Below are 17103 nucleotides of genomic sequence, written 5' to 3' on the forward strand. Positions count from 1 at the left end.
TTATTTCCCCTTTGCTATTTGCAACACATAGGATTTAAAATCGTCTTCACCTTTAGTAAATTCGATACCAATCACTAATACATAAACAGGAATCTTCAAATCTTTAATCGCACGTACTTGAGATAATTTCACCGCATCTTTTTCCGTTGTAATAATACCTTGAATCCCTGTTTTAAAACAATGTTGCCACAGTTTCACAACATCTTCTTCACTATAATCATGATGGTCACCAAAACTCATCATATCCTGTACCGTGAATCCGTAACCTTTCAAATTAGAAATGAAAGAGCTCGGTTGTCCGATACCACTAATCGCTAATAAAGGAGTCCTATCATAGTCACTAATATCATGAATCGGGCCATTATGGCTCCATTCTTCCAAGGTTTGAAAACCTACCGTTTGATGAATGGTTTCTGCCACCGGAACAAGAGGTGCTAAAGAATGAATCTCTTCACGGAGTGCTTCCAGTTGTTCAGGCTCTACTTGATTCGTTTTCGTTAACACAATATAGGTAGCCCGCTTCAAATTTGTCAAAGGTTCTCGTAGCAACCCTCTTGGCAACACCGCACCATAGCCAAATGGATGGCTGGCATCAATCAATACAATATCTGCATCACGGCCCAATGCTCGATGTTGAAACCCATCATCTAAAACAAGTACATCAGATTGCATATCGTCTACAGCAATCTTAGCTGACTCCACGCGTTTAGAGCCAATAATGACATTTGCATTCGGTAATGTTTTAGCTAATAACCAAGCTTCATCACCGCTGATAAAAGAGGACACATCTACCGACCCTTGTCTAGATACGACGATGGATTTTTTATTATTGTCCGCTTTGTATCCACGACTTAAGACACTCACTGTATGTTGGTCTGTATCCAATACCTCACACACGTATCGCACCATCGGTGTTTTACCTGTACCACCAACTGTAATATTGCCTATACTAATGACTGGCACTGGCATGTGTAACACTCTATGTGGATGGTTATACCGTTCATTGCGATATTCCACGACTCTTTCATAGACCTTGCTAGCCGTTTCTAAACCACCACGAAGAGCATCTCCCAAAGAGCCTTGCATCTGTCCGCTGATGATATGTTTAAAGAGTTGTTCTCCTTTCATGAGTAAACCTCCTCCGTATCCCTCTAGTATAGCCTAGGATATTAAAACTTAGATGAACCGATTATGGAACAATGTGAAAGCGTTCAAAGAGACGTCGTAATTCTTCTGTGTTGCGCTGTGTAGCACCACGATTTTCGCTAACTACTTCTAAACAGTGGAGACTCATTTCTTCTCGCATAGTTTGGTTAGCACACAACGTTTGCAATACCTCTAAGAGCTCTTCTTCATCATGTACCATCGTACAAGCTCCTCGGGAACTCAATAAACTATAGATTTCTTTAAAGTTAAACATGTGCGGTCCTACAATAATCGGCTTGCCATGAGCAGCTGGTTCCAAAATATTATGTCCTCCCGTTTTGACCAAGGAGCCTCCAACGAAGATAATATCCCCTAAACTATACAGACGACCTAACTCACCAATAGTATCTAAAATCACCACTGGAATTTCTTCGTGTACAGGTTCTATCATCGTGCTTCGGCAAATCGCTTTCAGCCCATATTTTTGAGATAATGCTTTTACATCATTACCACGCATAATTTCGCGAGGTGCTATGAGCAATCTCGCATTAGGATAGGATTGTAAAATTTCTTTGAAAGCCTGGAATAGTTTATCTTCTTCCCCTTTATGAGTACTACCTGCCACAATGATAGGATGATTATGTCCAAACCCAAACTCATGTTGTAATTGTTCTTTTTCTTCATCTGTAACCGTTGCGTAGGTTTGATCATACTTAGTATTTCCTGTGACAGTCACTTCTTTCACATTCGCACCTAGTACAGAAATATATTCCGCATCTAATTTTGATTGCATACAGAATCGATCGATGGAGCCCAACATATCCCTCATGAATGACTTAATATGCATGTATCGTGACATAGAACGATCACTAATACGACCATTCACCATCATGACTGGAATTTTTTCATCTTTTGCAATACGAAGGAAATTAGGCCAAATTTCTGTTTCTACCAGTAAAATAGCGATAGGTTTTATAATGTTCAAGATTCTTCGTGTCAAGAAAGGTAAGTCCAAAGGAAAGAAAATAATTCCTTCTGCTTCTGGTATGATACGTCGTGCCATAGCATGACCCGTAGCAGTAACTACGGATACAACTACTACTGCATCAGGAAAGCTCTTTTTAATATCTTTCACCAAAGGGCTTGTCGCTACAATTTCTCCTACAGACGCCGCATGTAACCATATGGCACGCTTGCCTTCTATTTTTTTCATCAATGTGCTCGGCATGAATCCCGCACTTTGTTTTATACGCTCGTAGAATCCCTCTTCAAAGGCTAACCGGTAGAGAATCACCGGTATCAAGCCAATCCAATAGATAATGAGAAGTATATTATATATCCAGTACATAGTTTATCCTTTTCCGGCAAATTGAACAGAATATAAATGACTGTACAAGCCATTCAACGCTAATAATTCATCATGTGTGCCTTCTTCTACAACACAGCCTTGTTGTAGGACCACTATATGATCGGCATGTTTAATAGTACTCAATCTATGAGCAATCACTAAAGCCGTTCTATTTTTCATTAATCGTTCTAATGCTTCTTGTACAATTTTTTCACTTTCAGTATCTAAGGCTGAGGTAGCTTCATCAAGGATTAAAATACTAGGATTTTTCAAGATAGCTCGTGCAATAGCAATGCGTTGACGTTGACCGCCAGACAAGGAATTACCACGTTCTCCTACTACCGTATCAAATCCATTTGGCAATTTTTCGATAAATTCATAGGCATTCGCTGCTTTAGCTGCCGCAATGATTTCTTCGTCTGTTGCATCTAGACGACCATACAAGATATTTTCACGTACAGTCGCATTGAATAACATCGTATCTTGTGGTACTAAACCAATATTTTCTCGCAAAGACGTAAATGTTACATCACGCACATCTATACCATCAATGCGAATGCCGCCACCTGTTACATCATAAAAACGTGGTAATAAGTTCGCTATCGTTGACTTACCCGCTCCAGAAGGACCAACAATCGCCACAGTTTGTCCTTGTTTTACCGTTAAATTAACGCCTTTTAATGCCAAATTATCTTCATCATAAGCAAATTGTACATTGTCGAATTCTACAGTTCCTTGTACATCCGTTAATGCTTTTGCCATTGGGGATTCTTTCACATGCGGTTCTGTTTCTAAAATATCAATGACCCGATCTCCTGCTGCCATCGCTTTTTGCAAGTTACCATAGACTTGTGTTAAACGTTTTACAGGATTTGATAAATTGATGGCATAAATTAAGAATGCAATCAAGGATCCTGCTGTAATATAACCTTGTACTACAGAATATCCACCGTACCACAAAATGATGACTACTGCAATGGCCGCTGCAAATTCCACCATAGGCCCCATGACAGCTGTTAATTTTGTAGCTTTCATAGCGGCATCAAAGTTATTTTGGTTCTCTTGTTCAAAGCGGTTAAACTCATACTTTTCACGTGCAAAAGAACGTATGACACGAACACCGGAGATAACTTCTTGTAAAAATGCTGTAATATCCGCTGTTCTACCTTGCACCTCATGACCTGCTGAACGCAATTTTTTACCAAAAATATTAGTCAAGCCTAATACAACAGGCACAATAATCAATGTCAAGAGGGATAATTTCCAATCCAAATAAAACATGAATACTAAGGAGCCGACCAAGGTAACGCCTTCTGTCATAAAGGAAATCAAATTATCTACAATCGCTTGTTGTAAAGCGCCTACATCGCTCGTCACGTTACTCATGATAACCCCTGTTTTACGGCGGTCAAAATAAGCTTGGTCTAGCTTTTGTAAATGTTTAAATAAGGTTTCACGAATGTCGATAACTACTCGTTGCCCTACATAGGCCATTGTATAATTTTGCCCATACGTAGCAAATCCTCTAAGCAAGAAAATGATTAAAATAGCGATAACAATTAATGTTAATAAGCCTAAATCTTTATCTTGCAATACGCCATCCACTACATTTCGAATCAACCAAGGTACCACTAAGTATCCCATGGCTGCTGCAATCATGCAAAATATACCTAATATGAGTCGCATCCTATATGGCAGTACAAATGCCAATAGTTGTTTATAACGATCCATTTATGCCTCCTTCATTGCTACTGATGCAATGACATCAGCTACACGTTGCACCGCTCCCGGCGCCCCTAATTCTATTTTCACTTGTGCTAAATCAGCTTTCATCTGCGTATATACCGCATCATCATCTAAGATATTAGCCAATTCTCTTTCTACATTTTCTGGCGTCACGTCCCCTTGTAATAGCTCAGGAATAATGCGACGCTTTGCCATAATGTTAGGCAATCCAATATGGTCAATTTTTACCAATAGTTTACCGATTCCATACGTAACAGAGGCTACTTTATAAATTAATACCGTAGGTACATTCATTAATGCCGTTTCTAAAGTCGCTGTCCCTGAAGCAGCAATACATGCGGTACAAATCTGCATCAAATCATAGTTATGACCTTCTGTAACAGTGACTGGTACAGAATAGCCTTGTAAAATTCTATCAATATCTTCTCTTGGTATGGTATGAGCTCTCGGCAAGAAAAATTTCAAATCTTGGTGATTCTCATATAACCGTTCAGCCGCTGCTAGCATAGTTGGTAGTAAACCTTCTACTTCTTGTTTACGACTACCTGGCATCAGGAGAATATTGCGACTTGTTGCCTCTGCACCAAAATGAGCAAGAGAGTCTTCTACAGACATGGTAGGATGTACAATATCTACTAAAGGGTTTCCTACAAATTCCACATCTACACCAAATTCACGGTATGCCTCTGCTTCAAACGGAAAAATAGAAGCTACTTTTGTGACCGTTTTAGCAATATCTTTGCCACGACCTTTATTCCAAGCCCAAATGGTAGGTGCAATATAGTACACCACAGGTATATGCAATTCTTTTGCCACCTTAGCTAGCTTCATATTAAAGCCTGGATAGTCAATACACACCAACACATCTGGCTTTTCTCGTAGCATCGCTTCTTTTAGGAAACTACGAAGTTTAAAAAAGGTGGGTAAATGTTTTACTATTTCAACGATACCGATGAATCCTAGTTGCTGAATATCATAGATAATATCCACACCAGCTTGTTTCATCAAGTCCCCGCCCATGCCAAATAGCTGTGCTTCTGGATATTTCTCCAATAAAGCTTTTGCTACACTGGCACCATGCGTATCTCCTGATGCTTCACCAGCAGAAAACATAATTTTCATGCTTACTCCTCATCCAGCCCTTCTACGGCGCAGATTACGATACCTAATTCATTTGCTTTTTGCAATACTGCTTCTTGTTCCACAAAAATCGTCCGCTTTGCTTCCATAGCTAGGACCTTGCAGTTACCAGCAATCATAGATTCTAACGTTTTCATACCTACCGCTGGAACATCAAACCTTACATCCTGGTTAGGTTTTGCAGTTTTTACCACCACAGCCCCTTCACGACCCAAGGCACCGCCTCGTTTGATACACTCATCGGTTCCTTCAATGGCTTCGATGGCCATCGCCGCTTGTTCTTTCACTACTACGGTTTGACCAATATCAAGAGCCCCCATTTGTTTGGCTAAGGTAAAGCCAAATGTAATATCTAGTTTCTCTACCTCTGTTGGTTGGCGATTTGTCATCACACCCACCGACGGCATAAGTGATCTCATGTATTTGGTTTGATCCGCTACCGATAGACCTTCTTTTTCTAATTCCTCTACGATAGCCAACATAATCGTATCATCTTTACGATTGCGCAAACGATTCAACAATTTGATGGTACGCATATCTGGAATGGTTGTTATCTTTTTATAAAGATGTTCCTTTGTCACTTTACCTAACATTGTTACATCTGTGACGCCCTCTTTGAGAAACGTTTTGATCACTGTATCTGATTTAAAGACGCTGATTTGGTAGTATGCATCGGCCTCTGCTTCTAATTCTGGAGCACCATCTGTCACAACAGATATGACCACAACTTCATAGCCTTCATGTTGAGCCGCTCGCATAAATTCAACTGGCAGATTACCAATCCCTGCAATCAATCCTACTTTCGCCATAACGCCTCCCACTAACTTTTAATTATAAAAATCCTAATCTATATTATAACACATATAGGGCACAAATGGCATGAAAGTTCGCAACAAAAAATACATGGCAAAAGCATATAATGTATGCTTTCACCATGTATTCTAATACCATATTAATCTCTGCGTACGCGCATGATACCACGATCTGCATTGCGCAAGAAACGTAGCATATGTTCAATCTCAACAGAGGATGTTAAGTTCAATTCCATTTCTTCAATGGCTTTCGATAAACTATACCCACTGCGATAAATAATACGGAACGCTTTCTTCAATTCACGACGTACTTCTTCAGATACACCCGCACGGGCAAGACCCACAGAGTTCAGTCCAATTACATGTGCTGGCTGTCCATCCGCAATGACATACGGAGGGATATCTTGTACGACTTTCGCCATACCACCTACCATGGCATTGCGACCAATTTTTACAAATTGATGGACCCCGGCAATACCTCCGATAACCACACGATCTTCTACGATTACGTGACCTGCAAGGCCTGCACAGTTACTCATGATAACATTATTGCCAACGATACAGTTATGCGCCACGTGAGTACATGCTTGGAACAAACAATTGTTACCAATTCGAGTTTCTTCACCTTCCCCTGTAGCACGACTGATAGTTACGAACTCTCGAACCACTGTATTATCGCCAATGACGCAATAACTTTTTTCACCTTTAAATTTTAAGTCTTGTGGTTCTAAACCGATAGCACAACCTGGGAAAAATTCATTATTTTTACCAATCGTTGTCCAGCCACCAATGACTACATTGGCTCCGATTTTAGTACCATCTCCGATTTCAACATGTTCTCCAATGACTGCACCAGGACCAATAATAACATTTTTACCAATCTTTGCATCTGGATGTATGACTGCAGTACTATGAATTTCAGATGTTGCATTTTCCATGCCAACTACGATCATCTGTGTCACTCCTTATATTTTGAAAGTTATTCTGGTTTCACTAAGGCGAACATGTACTCACCACTTGCCACCAATTTATCACCTACATAGGCACGTCCTTCTACTTTACCCATACGGCCTTTGATTTTGACTACATCCGCCTCAATGCGCACTTGGTCACCAGGTTTAACAGGATGACGGAATCGCACTTTATCAATACCAGTAAACATTGGTGTTAAGCCGCGATTTTCTTCAGGATACAAGAGTGCAATACCACCTACTTGGGCAATCGCTTCTGTAATCAATACACCTGGCATCACAGGGTTACCTGGAAAGTGACCCATGAAATGTGGTTCATTGAAAGTACAATTTTTAAGACCTACCGCACGTTTCATTGGTTCCATTTCAATAATACGATCTACCAATAAGAATGGATAACGGTGTGGTAGAATTTCCATAATTTCTTCAATTGTAAGAATCATGTTATGCCTCCTCTTGCATTTCTTTTAAAATTTCTCGACTTAATCGCGAGTTTAAATTATGACTCGATTTCACAGCAATAATATGGCCTTTTAGATGGCCCACCAAGAATAAATCGCCTAATATATCTAAAATTTTATGACGCACTAATTCATCTGGAAAATTAAGTTCCGATAAACAAGTTGTATCATCATAGACAATCACATTCTCTGTAGATCCGCCTTTCGCCAAACCCATAGCTTGCAATTGTTCAATTTCTTTCGTAAAGCCAATCGTTCTAGCTGGTGCAATTTCTGTAGCAAACACATCAGGATTAATTTCATAATCTGCATGTTGCGTACCTAGCATAGGATGGCTATTAATACTTGTGAAAGTCACTCGGAATCCATCATAAGGACGAATCACGATAAATTTATCTTCTTCATAGATGCCATGAGACTGTTTCACAGTGTACACACGACGGTCTGCGTCTTGTTCTACAATACCTGCCTCTTTGATAAGTTGTACAAATGTAGCTGATCCACCATCTGCTATAGGAGGTTCTGGTGAGTTCAACTCGATGATACAGTTATCAATAGCCATGCCGTAGAAAGCTGCTAAAATATGTTCTACTGTAAATACTTTGGCTTCCCCATCTTCTAAAGTGGTTGCACGCATTGTATTCGTAACATTGCGAATATCTGCCTTCACAGAAGGAGTGCCTGGTAAATCTGTACGTACAAAGGTAATCCCAGTATTTGGCTCACTAGGTAGGATACGCATTTGCACAGGTAAACCACTGTGTAATCCATTCCCTTCGTAGCTAATGGCTTTACTAATTGTTTGTTGTTTCATAAGGACCTCCTTTCTACAGTTTTTGATTCATTACATCTGGTGGTACTTCTATGGTATCACCATAAAAACGACGTGTCCATTTCCAACGGTTATGGAGCCAGAACCAATCTTCTGGATATCGTCTAATATAATCTTCTAACCATTCATTGAGCATTGTCAATGTAACGGCAATATCACGTTTACGATCCTCTGTTTTCTCTGCATATACAGGAGGATGTACGGTAATTTCATGTTTTTCAGTATATTCATTAAAACGAATGGTAATCGGAATAATCGGTACATCTTGCATGCGAGCCATCGCCGCTGGCCCTACAGGAGTCAAGGTTTCGTAGCCGAAAAATGGTACTAACTGACCTTTATCTCCTGGATCTTGGTCCATAATAAGACCAATGAAGGAACCTTGTTGTAATTCTTTTACCATTTCACGGACCCCTGTTTTATAGGTTACGTGTTGTTTCATAAGCTCACGATATTCATTGATAAATTTGTCCGCATCACCTTGTTGTTGCATGGCTACTGAAATCAAAGGATACCCTTCCGATGCTAAAATGCCTCCTAGTAATTCCCAGTTTCCACTATGGAGAGCGATAATAATAGCACCTTTGCCATCTTCTTTGGCAGTTTCCAGATATTCACGGCCTTCCATGGTGAACATCTCTTTATACTTACCATCTTTAATTTCAGGATACCGAAGCACATCCACAATCATACGACCAAATCGTGTCACACTGGCTTTGGCAATTCGCTTTGCCTCTACAGGATCATCTGTAATTCGACAAAACAAGATTTGTCCGATCGCCAATCGTTTTCGATTGCTTGGTGTGAAAAGCCATCCTAATTGTCCTAATAGGTACCCAATGCCATATTGTACTCGATATGGTAAAGCGCATAGGATAGCACTAAATAGTTTCATACAGGTATATAACATAGGTACACCTATTTATCTTCTAATTTAGCTTGCAATGCAGCTACTTCTTTTTCTAATGCTTTCAACTGTTTTACCATATCTGGCAATCGGCTTTCATAAGCCGCCAATTTCAACCATTCTTTGTGTGGTCTCATTGGGAAACCTGCATATAATCCATTGGATGGCACATTACCTGTGATACCTGTTTTACCAGCAAAGGTAACATTGTCACCAATCGTAATATGCCCTGTACAACCAGTTTGACCAGCAAAGATAACATGGTTACCACATTTTGTGCTGCCAGCGATGCCGACTTGAGCAATTAAGAAACAGTCTTCGCCAATTTCCACATTATGACCTAAGTGAACTAAGTTGTCTATCTTAGTACCACGACGTACCAAAGTAGAACCCATTGTAGCATTGTCGATACAAGAGCAAGAACCTACTTCCACATCATCTTCTAGAATCACATTACCTACTTGTGGGATGTGTGTGTGCTTACCATTTTCAGTGGCAAAGCCAAAGCCTTCTCCCCCAATAACTGCATTTGCCCGTAAGACAACGCGTTTTCCTAAAATACAGTTTTCATGCACAATGGAACTTGCATAGATTGTTGTCCCTTCGCCAATACGTACATTATGTCCAATATACACATAGGCGTGTAATGTTACATTGTCACCAATAATAGCATTATCGTAAATCACACAATAGGGTCCAACTTTTACATTCTTACCAATTGTTACATTCTTACCAATAATGGCCGTTTCATGAATCCCCTCTGGAAATACCACAGGAGGATGGAACACTTCTAACAATTTAGCAAAGGCAGCTTTTGCATTGGGCACTACGATTTGAGGAATCTTACACCCTTCAATGTTTGCATCCACCAGCAATGCCCCTGCTTTACTATCTTTTGCGAACTCTCTATAATCGCCGATAGCAAAACTGATAGCATGTTCTGCCCCTTGATCTAAACTGCGGGCTTCTTCAATACTAATAGAACCATCACCATATACGGTACCCTCAACCAATTTGGCTAGGTCTTCTACTGAAAACTTCACGCTGAAGCCTCCTTACTTTTCACTCTCTTATTATTTACTAGTTTCTGTGGAAGAAGCGCCTTCATTCATCTTTTTAAGCACATCTTCTGTAATATCAATACCACCCGTTACAATGGCTTGATCATTCGCTACTACAGTCAATTCTTTTTCTTTCGCTACCGCTTGGATATTAGATTCCACATAGGCTTTGAACTCTTTACCCTTTGCTTGACCAAAGATTTGCAATTCTTGTTGTGCATTCATTTGTGTTTGATGGAATTGATCTTCTGTTTGCGTACCTTGCACTTGGGCTAAACGATCAGTCACTTCTTTTTGTTTAGCTTCCATTTCTTTATTGATGTCTTTTGCTTTTTGACTTTCTTGCACTAATTTTTCAGTGTTTACCACACCTACTTTATCTGTGGTGCCACAACCAGCAACCAATCCTAATGCACATACCATCATAGCTCCTGTAGCCATACGTTTCCACATTGATTTCATCACTTTACTCCTTTATTGTCCATACGATTGAATGATTTCATCTGTCAAATCCATGCCTGTACGATCCGTAATATGGTCCACCAACACCAGATCTAGTTGTTTTGCTCTCGCTAGAACTCCTGCGCGAACTCGAATATCTTCTAGAATCGCATCATGCAAGGCTTGCACTTCATCTCGTTTTTGTGCCAACCGCTGTTCCCATTCTGCATCCCACAATGTGGTACCATCATGACGAACTTTTGCTAGCACCTCTTGCTGAGAGTCCACTAAACCTTTCATGGAGCGGTCCCTCTGTGAACCTAAGGCTTTAGCCTGTTCTGCAGCATAGGCACTTAACTTTTGTTGTGCCTCTGCATGAGCTGGTGCCATAGCTACCGCCACTTTCAATTCGATGTCTTTCCATTTGTCGGAGCCGCTCAGACCATGACTACGCTGTGCCAACAATTCTGATAAACGTTGTTCTTTTTCACGTTTTTGAGCGTCCCAACGCTGACGTTGCATGTCATCAATCGCTTTTACATTCATTTCAGTTGTTAACCATAATTGTAAATTCACAATTTCTATATCTGCTTCACTAGGTTCTACTTTATAGCTTTTACGATATTGTTCAATCAATGCCCGTTGCTTAGCAGCTAACTCTTGATTTAACTCAGCCTCACGTAGGGCAATCTTAGTTTGTAACTCACGATTCAAACTTTCTGTTAAATTTGACTCTAACTGTTTCAAATGTTCTTCAGATTTGTTTACCTCAGCACCTAGTTTAGACTTGAGAAGTTCATCTTCTCTATCCCGTTGTGCCTCTAGCCGAAACAATTCTTTCTTTTGCTCATCATAACTGTGAAAGTTTGGATGTCGTTCCACCACATCTTGCAAGCGTACAACCCCAATTCGTGGCGCCTCTATTGCCTTCGAGTGTTGGTGTCCATAATATCCACCAATACCTACGGCACATACCAGCATACCTATGAAAGCGAAGATAGGTCCTTTTTCCATTTGGATGTTACCTTATTTAGTTTCTGCTAATTTTTTGCTCACTTGTTCTGTAATATCAGTACCACCAAACAACACAGATTCACGGCTCAATACAACACTAAGACCTTTGCCATCGGCTACAGTTTTAGACGCTTCATCTACACGTTTTTTAAGATTATCTTGAATTGTTTGTTGCTTTTCTTGCATTTTTTGACGAAGTTCATCAGATAATTTAGCTTTACCTGCTTCATCTAAATTAGCGGATTTTTCGTTAAATTCTTTTTGCAATTCTTCGTTATATGCTGCATATTCTTGTTGTGCATCTTGCACTAAGTTCGGATTGCTTTCTACAATTCGTTGCATGTCGATGACACCAATGTTACTAATTGCATTAGAACCACCATGTCCTGCCATCTGTGTGTACGCCAAAGCGCCCACACTAATAACAAAAAGAACGCCAACAATGATGGACACTGTTTTTACATTCTTTTTATTGTTCAATAAACGCATCATAGTGTATCTACCTTCTTTCTTTATATTCGTCCTATCAGGCGCAACCACCGATCATGGTCACCCCATATATATTCTAATCGTAAATATTCATGTACATCGTAGGAAATAGCAAATTCATTCGCTTTTGCAGTCATATCTCTTTCATATCTTGCATTCCAACGGTTTCCAATAGTTTGTTGCACTATTCCATACTGGTGGTGATTAGGCAATCCATATTGATACCCTATCTTTGTATCTTTCGTGAATTGGTACCCATAAGATGGCTTAAAGGACCATTCCAAACGATTCGGCAAAAACTCTGTTTCTACATACCAATCATGTGGCCCATCATGAACCCCTGTATATAACCGTAATCCTACAGAATCTACGCCACGACCCATATCCAAATAGCCTTCTCCTCGAAGAATATACTTAGAAGAGTCTACATGAATTTGCAAGGTTGTCTCTGTTCCTACTTCTAGGGTGGGAATCATCGTCACACCAAACTGTGTAACACCACGACTTTTGTTGAGTTCACTTTGTATCTCCTTTTCTATCATCATTTGATGACGTCGTACAAAGGAAACTGGCAGGCCCTCTAATTGACGTAGTTTTTTTTCATAGTATTGACGCATAGTATAAAAGAACACGCTCGGTAATGTATTAGATTGAATCGTCACTACTGTACGACTTACACTATTTCCATTAGGAACTAAGTACACCGTCGCCTTTGCTGTATCTCCTCCTACCACATCAATTTGTGGGGTAAATTCAGGAAGAGAACCTTCTAGGTCACTACGAACCGACTTTTGCACCAGTGGTGTAATCCAATCTAGTGAATCCAATGATGCTCCTAGGAGCATTTGCTCTAATCGTGGCTTTACATTCCCTAAATCGGCATCTATCAGCGAGCGTCCATAGGGAGATATATTGCCATAATTCACCGTAGTTTCCAGAGATTGTACTACCTTTCCATACGGCTCTAAGGTAAGATGAATATTCAAATTGTTGCCCACATCCATAGCTATAGCTTTTACCGTATATCCATAGAGGATTCGATCCACCACATCCATAGTTGCTTTTTCATAGGCCTGAAGAGACTCTCTAATTTGAAAGTCCTCTTTCCCTTGATACATATAGGTTGCCGCGCCTTGAATGCTGGCGACCATACGCGATTCCAAAGCTTTTGGAATCGTTCCTGTTGTACTATGCAGGTCCACATGCACAGTCTGAACAGGAGCACCATAGACAGAGGGAATCCCTAATGTTGCCATCAGAAGAGCCCCTCCTATCCATTTTTGTATCGTCATCAATTAGAATTGTCCACCAAAGCTAAAGTGGAATTTCTTTTGATTTTTACTAATACCATAGTCGATACGTACTGGACCAATTGGTGTTGTCACACGCACGCCGGCACCGACGGAAGCATTGAATGTTTTAGAATGAGAGAACCAAGGTACATTTGGAGCATCCCAAGCATCACCTAAGTCAGTGAATAAGGCGCCACTTACTTTATTCCAAATTGGGAAGCGATATTCCGCTGTGAAATTGTACATTTTCTTACCACGGTATTGATCGTCCTCATAAGCACGAAGAGAATCAGAACCACCGATTGTATATAATTGGCTATATGGTAAATCCCCAACAGCCCAACCGATACGACCACGGAATGCCAATACTTGTTTATTGCCTACTTTTTTATACGTTCTAGCTTCACCAGTGAATTTATAGAAATTGAAGTCACCGCCTAAGCCATGACCACCCCATTGCAATGTACTGGACAAACGTTTACCACGGCTTGGTTCATACACATTATCACGGGAGTCGAATACTTTTTGCCAGCTCACACTGTTTGTTGTACCGAAGTTATGTTTTAAGTATCCCGATGAAAGGAATGGATAACCATAGTTATTCCATCGATGTCCTGAGCCAGGACCTCCTTTTACATCCGTATCATAACGGAAACCACTGGAATCCTTGTTATCCCAAATATAGGTATCTTTACGATGTTCTAATGTCAAATAATCACGAGTAAACTCAGCTGTTTGACGACCTAAGGTAATATTGAACCCATTGGACTTACGATCGTATGTAGCAACGCCTTGTCCTTTTTCATTGTAATCTGTGTATTCATTTAATTGGTTGAAGTAGGTCACACCAAGGGATGTGCCTTTGCTATCAATCCATGGACGCAAGTAGGATACAGAGTAATTTTTATACCCTGCTGTACCGCCGAATTCCCAGTGAACTTTAATTTTGTCGCCAGTACCACGTAGGTTTTCTTCCCCTACTTCTACGATCCCCACAAATCCATCAGAACCAGAGTAACCAGCACCTAATGTAATCGTACCTGTTTTATGTTCCAACACATCTACTTCAATATTTACCGTTTCTTCTGTGGATCCTTGTGTTAAACGTACGTTTACATCATCAAAGAAACCCAAGTTATATACTTTTTCTACAGAACGACGTACTAAGAATTTATTAAATGGTTGACCCACTTTTTGGTTGAATTCACGAGTAATCACTCGATCTTTGGTTTTCTTATTACCATGTGGTGTAATACGTTCTACAATACCTTCTACCACAAATACGTGTAATACACCATTATCGTCTACAGCCATGTCTTTTACATGCGCTAAGATGTAACCATCACGTTGGTACGCAGCATTGATACCTTGTACTTTTTCCCCTACGGAAATTGTATTCAATACGGTGTTTGGTTGTACACCTAAGTAGTTCACCAATACATCTGTTTTGTACACAGTGTTACCTTCTACAGACACACCTTTGATCACTGGGTTTAATGTTACATGGTACGCTACTTTCACCCCTTCTGGCACTTCTGTAAATACTGGTGTAATTTCTGAAAGAACGCCAGAACCGCCTAAGTTTGCTATTTCTTTTGAAATACCTTCTACAGTAACGGCATCGCCAATTTTACCTTGCAACAAGGATAGGAATGCTGGCTGATTAGCTGCATCAAGACCTTCAATAGAGATATTTGTAATTGTTTTACCTACATATTTTTGTAATTCTGTTTCTGTTAACGATGTGAAATAACGAGCTTGTACTTGAGGAATTGCTGTTTCCACACCAGCTGCTTGTGCTTCTTCTAATTTATCACCACCAGCTTTTGTGATGGTTTTAACTTCTTTATCATTTGTAGCTAAAGAAGAGTTATCCACACGTTTACGTTGTTCTTCGATTGCATCACGTTGTGCTGCTTCCGATAAACCTTCACGAGCTGCCGCGATGGCTGCTTCTGTTGCTGCATCACCAGCAGCTACCGTTTCTTGGCGTGTAGTATTTTGCTTTCCTAGGTCCGCCATGGACAATTTAGCAATTGTTTTGCCACTTTCCGTTGTCGTAGCATTGTCAGCAAATACTGGAGTTGCACTGATTGCTGCTAGGACAGCAAAGGTTAAAAATTTCTTATAAGATAGGTTTCCCTTCATATATGTTCCTCCTTAGAATATAAAAGGTGCTAATCTCGCAAAATACGTCCACCAGCTTGCACTGCATGTAACATGTCTTTTGAACTAATAGAGGGCTCTGGTGTTGCCTCCACAGTTGGCCGCGTAGTCACCACATGTTCCTGTTTTTCCACGGTTTCCACTACTTTTGTTTCTGCTTGCTCTACAGGTGGTGATTCTTTTACAACCATTGGAGTACTAACCTTGTTTGGCTGTACTTCCACCTGTGTGTCAATGACAGGAGTGTGCGCCGTATTCCCTGTTTCATGTTGTGATAGCCACCAATGTGTTGCTCCTATGATTCCTACTAGTACGAGTGCTAAGACAGCTCGTTGTGCATAGGACAGAATAGAAGGTTTCCCTTCATTCATTTGCTTCATCTCTGCTTGTGCCAAGAAGAGATGAAAGTTTCCTTTCACACTTCCTTTGTTAGCATACGATGTAGCTGCTGCATCTAACCAGGCACGAACCATGCGAATGCGTTTTTCCATAGGTGTTGTTACAGGTTCCATACGTTCCTCCTTTCATAACTATATAATCGTAGTTAGAAAGAAAAAAGTGAACCAATTTTTTACTATCTTTACTATTATACCAATGAACCGCTGTTTTGCCTATTTTTTTCTACTAACTTTCTATATAGTACCCTACTTTTTTAAAACTTCAATGAAGAATCTCTTTCAATACCATTCCATTTCACCACAGTTCGCCAGATATCTCAATCTATGCTATACTTATTCATAGCATGTAAGGAGGTTCCTTATGGACATACTAATTAATGTGGGGATTTCATTCCTTGTAGGCTTGATCTCCCTATTTCTTATACTCAAGATTGAACCACATAGCCATCATGTGCTAAGCACATCTGGACGTATCAATCGCTTTCAATTTATCATAAGCATATTATTTTTATCTGCTACCATGCATATCTTTAATATGTTTATCCAACAACTGTTAAATGTAGTGGTCATTTTGCCAGCCTATTTTGCCATTAAAGCATTAGCCTATGCCGGTTATATTATATTGTTACCGTTCTACTATACCTTATACATCCGTCGTCTCAATGACATTGGATTGCCTGGTCGCTTTATCGGCATCTTGTTGGGCATGTATATTCTATGTACAAATCTATACATCCCATTAAAAAATATATACATCTTACATCTTATTATCGTCTATATCCTTCATGGATTCCTAGCCTGTTTCCCTGGTTCTACCGGAAACAACCGCTACGGTTCTCCTACACGTTGGCCAAGTAAAAGTAAGAAAGGATAGTCATT

General features: G+C 40.1%; 17 protein-coding genes. 1 reads left to right on the forward strand and 16 read right to left on the reverse strand.

All coding sequences use genetic code 11. From position 1 onward, the window contains the following. The 16 genes from lpxK to EO116_RS02785 all read right to left on the reverse strand — a co-directional run bounded on the left by lpxK (position 1) and on the right by EO116_RS02785 (position 16338). Positions 1-1128 (reverse strand): tetraacyldisaccharide 4'-kinase, encoded by a 1128-nt coding sequence (gene lpxK / locus EO116_RS02715; protein ID WP_127160517.1) that lies wholly within the window; start codon positions 1126-1128, stop codon positions 1-3. Positions 1129-1189: 61 nt separating this feature from the next. Next, on the reverse strand, positions 1190-2494 hold the full coding sequence (locus EO116_RS02720) for a 3-deoxy-D-manno-octulosonic acid transferase (protein ID WP_127160518.1): 1305 nt from the start codon (positions 2492-2494) through the stop codon (positions 1190-1192). Positions 2495-2497: 3 nt separating this feature from the next. After that, complete coding sequence (gene msbA / locus EO116_RS08530) at positions 2498-4225, reverse strand: lipid A export permease/ATP-binding protein MsbA (protein WP_206168316.1); 1728 nt, start codon at positions 4223-4225, stop codon at positions 2498-2500. Continuing rightward, the gene (gene lpxB, locus EO116_RS08535) at positions 4226-5362 is read right to left on the reverse strand and encodes a lipid-A-disaccharide synthase (protein WP_206168317.1); all 1137 of its coding nucleotides are present in this window, start codon (positions 5360-5362) and stop codon (positions 4226-4228) included. 2 nt (positions 5363-5364) lie between these two features. Continuing rightward, on the reverse strand, positions 5365-6189 hold the full coding sequence (locus tag EO116_RS02730; protein ID WP_127160519.1) for an LpxI family protein: 825 nt from the start codon (positions 6187-6189) through the stop codon (positions 5365-5367). A 143-nt stretch (positions 6190-6332) separates the two neighbouring features. Continuing rightward, positions 6333-7145 (reverse strand): acyl-ACP--UDP-N-acetylglucosamine O-acyltransferase, encoded by an 813-nt coding sequence (lpxA, locus tag EO116_RS02735; protein WP_127160520.1) that lies wholly within the window; start codon positions 7143-7145, stop codon positions 6333-6335. 26 nt (positions 7146-7171) lie between these two features. Next, entirely contained in the window at positions 7172-7606 is a 435-nt protein-coding gene (gene fabZ, locus EO116_RS02740; RefSeq protein ID WP_009353694.1) for a 3-hydroxyacyl-ACP dehydratase FabZ, read from the reverse strand. A gap of 1 nt (position 7607) precedes the next feature. Continuing rightward, positions 7608-8438: a UDP-3-O-acyl-N-acetylglucosamine deacetylase gene (gene lpxC, locus EO116_RS02745; RefSeq protein ID WP_127160521.1), complete on the reverse strand. Its 831-nt coding sequence runs from the start codon at positions 8436-8438 to the stop codon at positions 7608-7610. 13 nt (positions 8439-8451) lie between these two features. After that, a complete protein-coding gene (locus tag EO116_RS02750) occupies positions 8452-9351 on the reverse strand; it encodes a lysophospholipid acyltransferase family protein (RefSeq protein WP_127160522.1) in 900 nt (299 codons plus the stop codon). Between the two features lie 23 nt (positions 9352-9374). After that, positions 9375-10406: a UDP-3-O-(3-hydroxymyristoyl)glucosamine N-acyltransferase gene (gene lpxD / locus EO116_RS02755; protein ID WP_127160523.1), complete on the reverse strand. Its 1032-nt coding sequence runs from the start codon at positions 10404-10406 to the stop codon at positions 9375-9377. Between the two features lie 30 nt (positions 10407-10436). Continuing rightward, complete coding sequence (locus EO116_RS02760; protein ID WP_127160524.1) at positions 10437-10886, reverse strand: OmpH family outer membrane protein; 450 nt, start codon at positions 10884-10886, stop codon at positions 10437-10439. 12 nt (positions 10887-10898) lie between these two features. Next, positions 10899-11879: a hypothetical protein gene (locus EO116_RS02765; protein WP_127160525.1), complete on the reverse strand. Its 981-nt coding sequence runs from the start codon at positions 11877-11879 to the stop codon at positions 10899-10901. Between the two features lie 12 nt (positions 11880-11891). Then, positions 11892-12371, reverse strand: a complete 480-nt coding sequence (locus EO116_RS02770; protein WP_127160526.1) for an OmpH family outer membrane protein — start codon at positions 12369-12371, stop codon at positions 11892-11894. Positions 12372-12391: 20 nt separating this feature from the next. Further along, positions 12392-13624, reverse strand: a complete 1233-nt coding sequence (locus EO116_RS02775; protein ID WP_127160527.1) for a hypothetical protein — start codon at positions 13622-13624, stop codon at positions 12392-12394. 39 nt (positions 13625-13663) lie between these two features. Further along, positions 13664-15808 carry an outer membrane protein assembly factor gene (locus EO116_RS02780; protein WP_127160528.1) on the reverse strand — a complete coding sequence of 715 codons (2145 nt, stop codon included), beginning with the start codon at positions 15806-15808 and terminating at the stop codon, positions 13664-13666. Positions 15809-15837: 29 nt separating this feature from the next. Further along, the gene (locus tag EO116_RS02785; protein WP_127160529.1) at positions 15838-16338 is read right to left on the reverse strand and encodes a hypothetical protein; all 501 of its coding nucleotides are present in this window, start codon (positions 16336-16338) and stop codon (positions 15838-15840) included. Positions 16339-16585: 247 nt separating this feature from the next. Here EO116_RS02785 and EO116_RS02790 point away from each other — a divergent pair, with 247 nt between their 5' ends. Continuing rightward, positions 16586-17098 (forward strand): DUF805 domain-containing protein, encoded by a 513-nt coding sequence (locus tag EO116_RS02790; protein ID WP_127160530.1) that lies wholly within the window; start codon positions 16586-16588, stop codon positions 17096-17098. The last annotated feature ends 5 nt before the right edge of the window (positions 17099-17103 follow it).

Origin of the sequence: Veillonella sp. VA137, assembly GCF_003992015.1 — a bacterium.
Lineage (GTDB): Bacteria > Bacillota > Negativicutes > Veillonellales > Veillonellaceae > F0422.

What these genes read in the sequence shown, in the direction of transcription:
- fabZ (WP_009353694.1), bottom strand. Translation starts at nt 7,606, where the DNA reads ATGATTCTTACAATTGAAGAAATTATGGAAATTCTACCACACCGTTAT.
- msbA (WP_206168316.1), bottom strand. Translation starts at nt 4,225, where the DNA reads ATGGATCGTTATAAACAACTATTGGCATTTGTACTGCCATATAGGATG.
- EO116_RS02765 (WP_127160525.1), bottom strand. Translation starts at nt 11,879, where the DNA reads ATGGAAAAAGGACCTATCTTCGCTTTCATAGGTATGCTGGTATGTGCC.
- EO116_RS02750 (WP_127160522.1), bottom strand. Translation starts at nt 9,351, where the DNA reads ATGAAACTATTTAGTGCTATCCTATGCGCTTTACCATATCGAGTACAA.
- EO116_RS02785 (WP_127160529.1), bottom strand. Translation starts at nt 16,338, where the DNA reads ATGGAACCTGTAACAACACCTATGGAAAAACGCATTCGCATGGTTCGT.
- EO116_RS02770 (WP_127160526.1), bottom strand. Translation starts at nt 12,371, where the DNA reads ATGATGCGTTTATTGAACAATAAAAAGAATGTAAAAACAGTGTCCATC.
- EO116_RS02730 (WP_127160519.1), bottom strand. Translation starts at nt 6,189, where the DNA reads ATGGCGAAAGTAGGATTGATTGCAGGGATTGGTAATCTGCCAGTTGAA.
- EO116_RS02720 (WP_127160518.1), bottom strand. Translation starts at nt 2,494, where the DNA reads ATGTACTGGATATATAATATACTTCTCATTATCTATTGGATTGGCTTG.
- EO116_RS02790 (WP_127160530.1), top strand. Translation starts at nt 16,586, where the DNA reads ATGGACATACTAATTAATGTGGGGATTTCATTCCTTGTAGGCTTGATC.
- EO116_RS02760 (WP_127160524.1), bottom strand. Translation starts at nt 10,886, where the DNA reads ATGAAATCAATGTGGAAACGTATGGCTACAGGAGCTATGATGGTATGT.
- lpxC (WP_127160521.1), bottom strand. Translation starts at nt 8,438, where the DNA reads ATGAAACAACAAACAATTAGTAAAGCCATTAGCTACGAAGGGAATGGA.
- lpxK (WP_127160517.1), bottom strand. Translation starts at nt 1,128, where the DNA reads ATGAAAGGAGAACAACTCTTTAAACATATCATCAGCGGACAGATGCAA.
- lpxA (WP_127160520.1), bottom strand. Translation starts at nt 7,145, where the DNA reads ATGATCGTAGTTGGCATGGAAAATGCAACATCTGAAATTCATAGTACT.
- EO116_RS02775 (WP_127160527.1), bottom strand. Translation starts at nt 13,624, where the DNA reads ATGGCAACATTAGGGATTCCCTCTGTCTATGGTGCTCCTGTTCAGACT.
- lpxB (WP_206168317.1), bottom strand. Translation starts at nt 5,362, where the DNA reads ATGAAAATTATGTTTTCTGCTGGTGAAGCATCAGGAGATACGCATGGT.
- EO116_RS02780 (WP_127160528.1), bottom strand. Translation starts at nt 15,808, where the DNA reads ATGAAGGGAAACCTATCTTATAAGAAATTTTTAACCTTTGCTGTCCTA.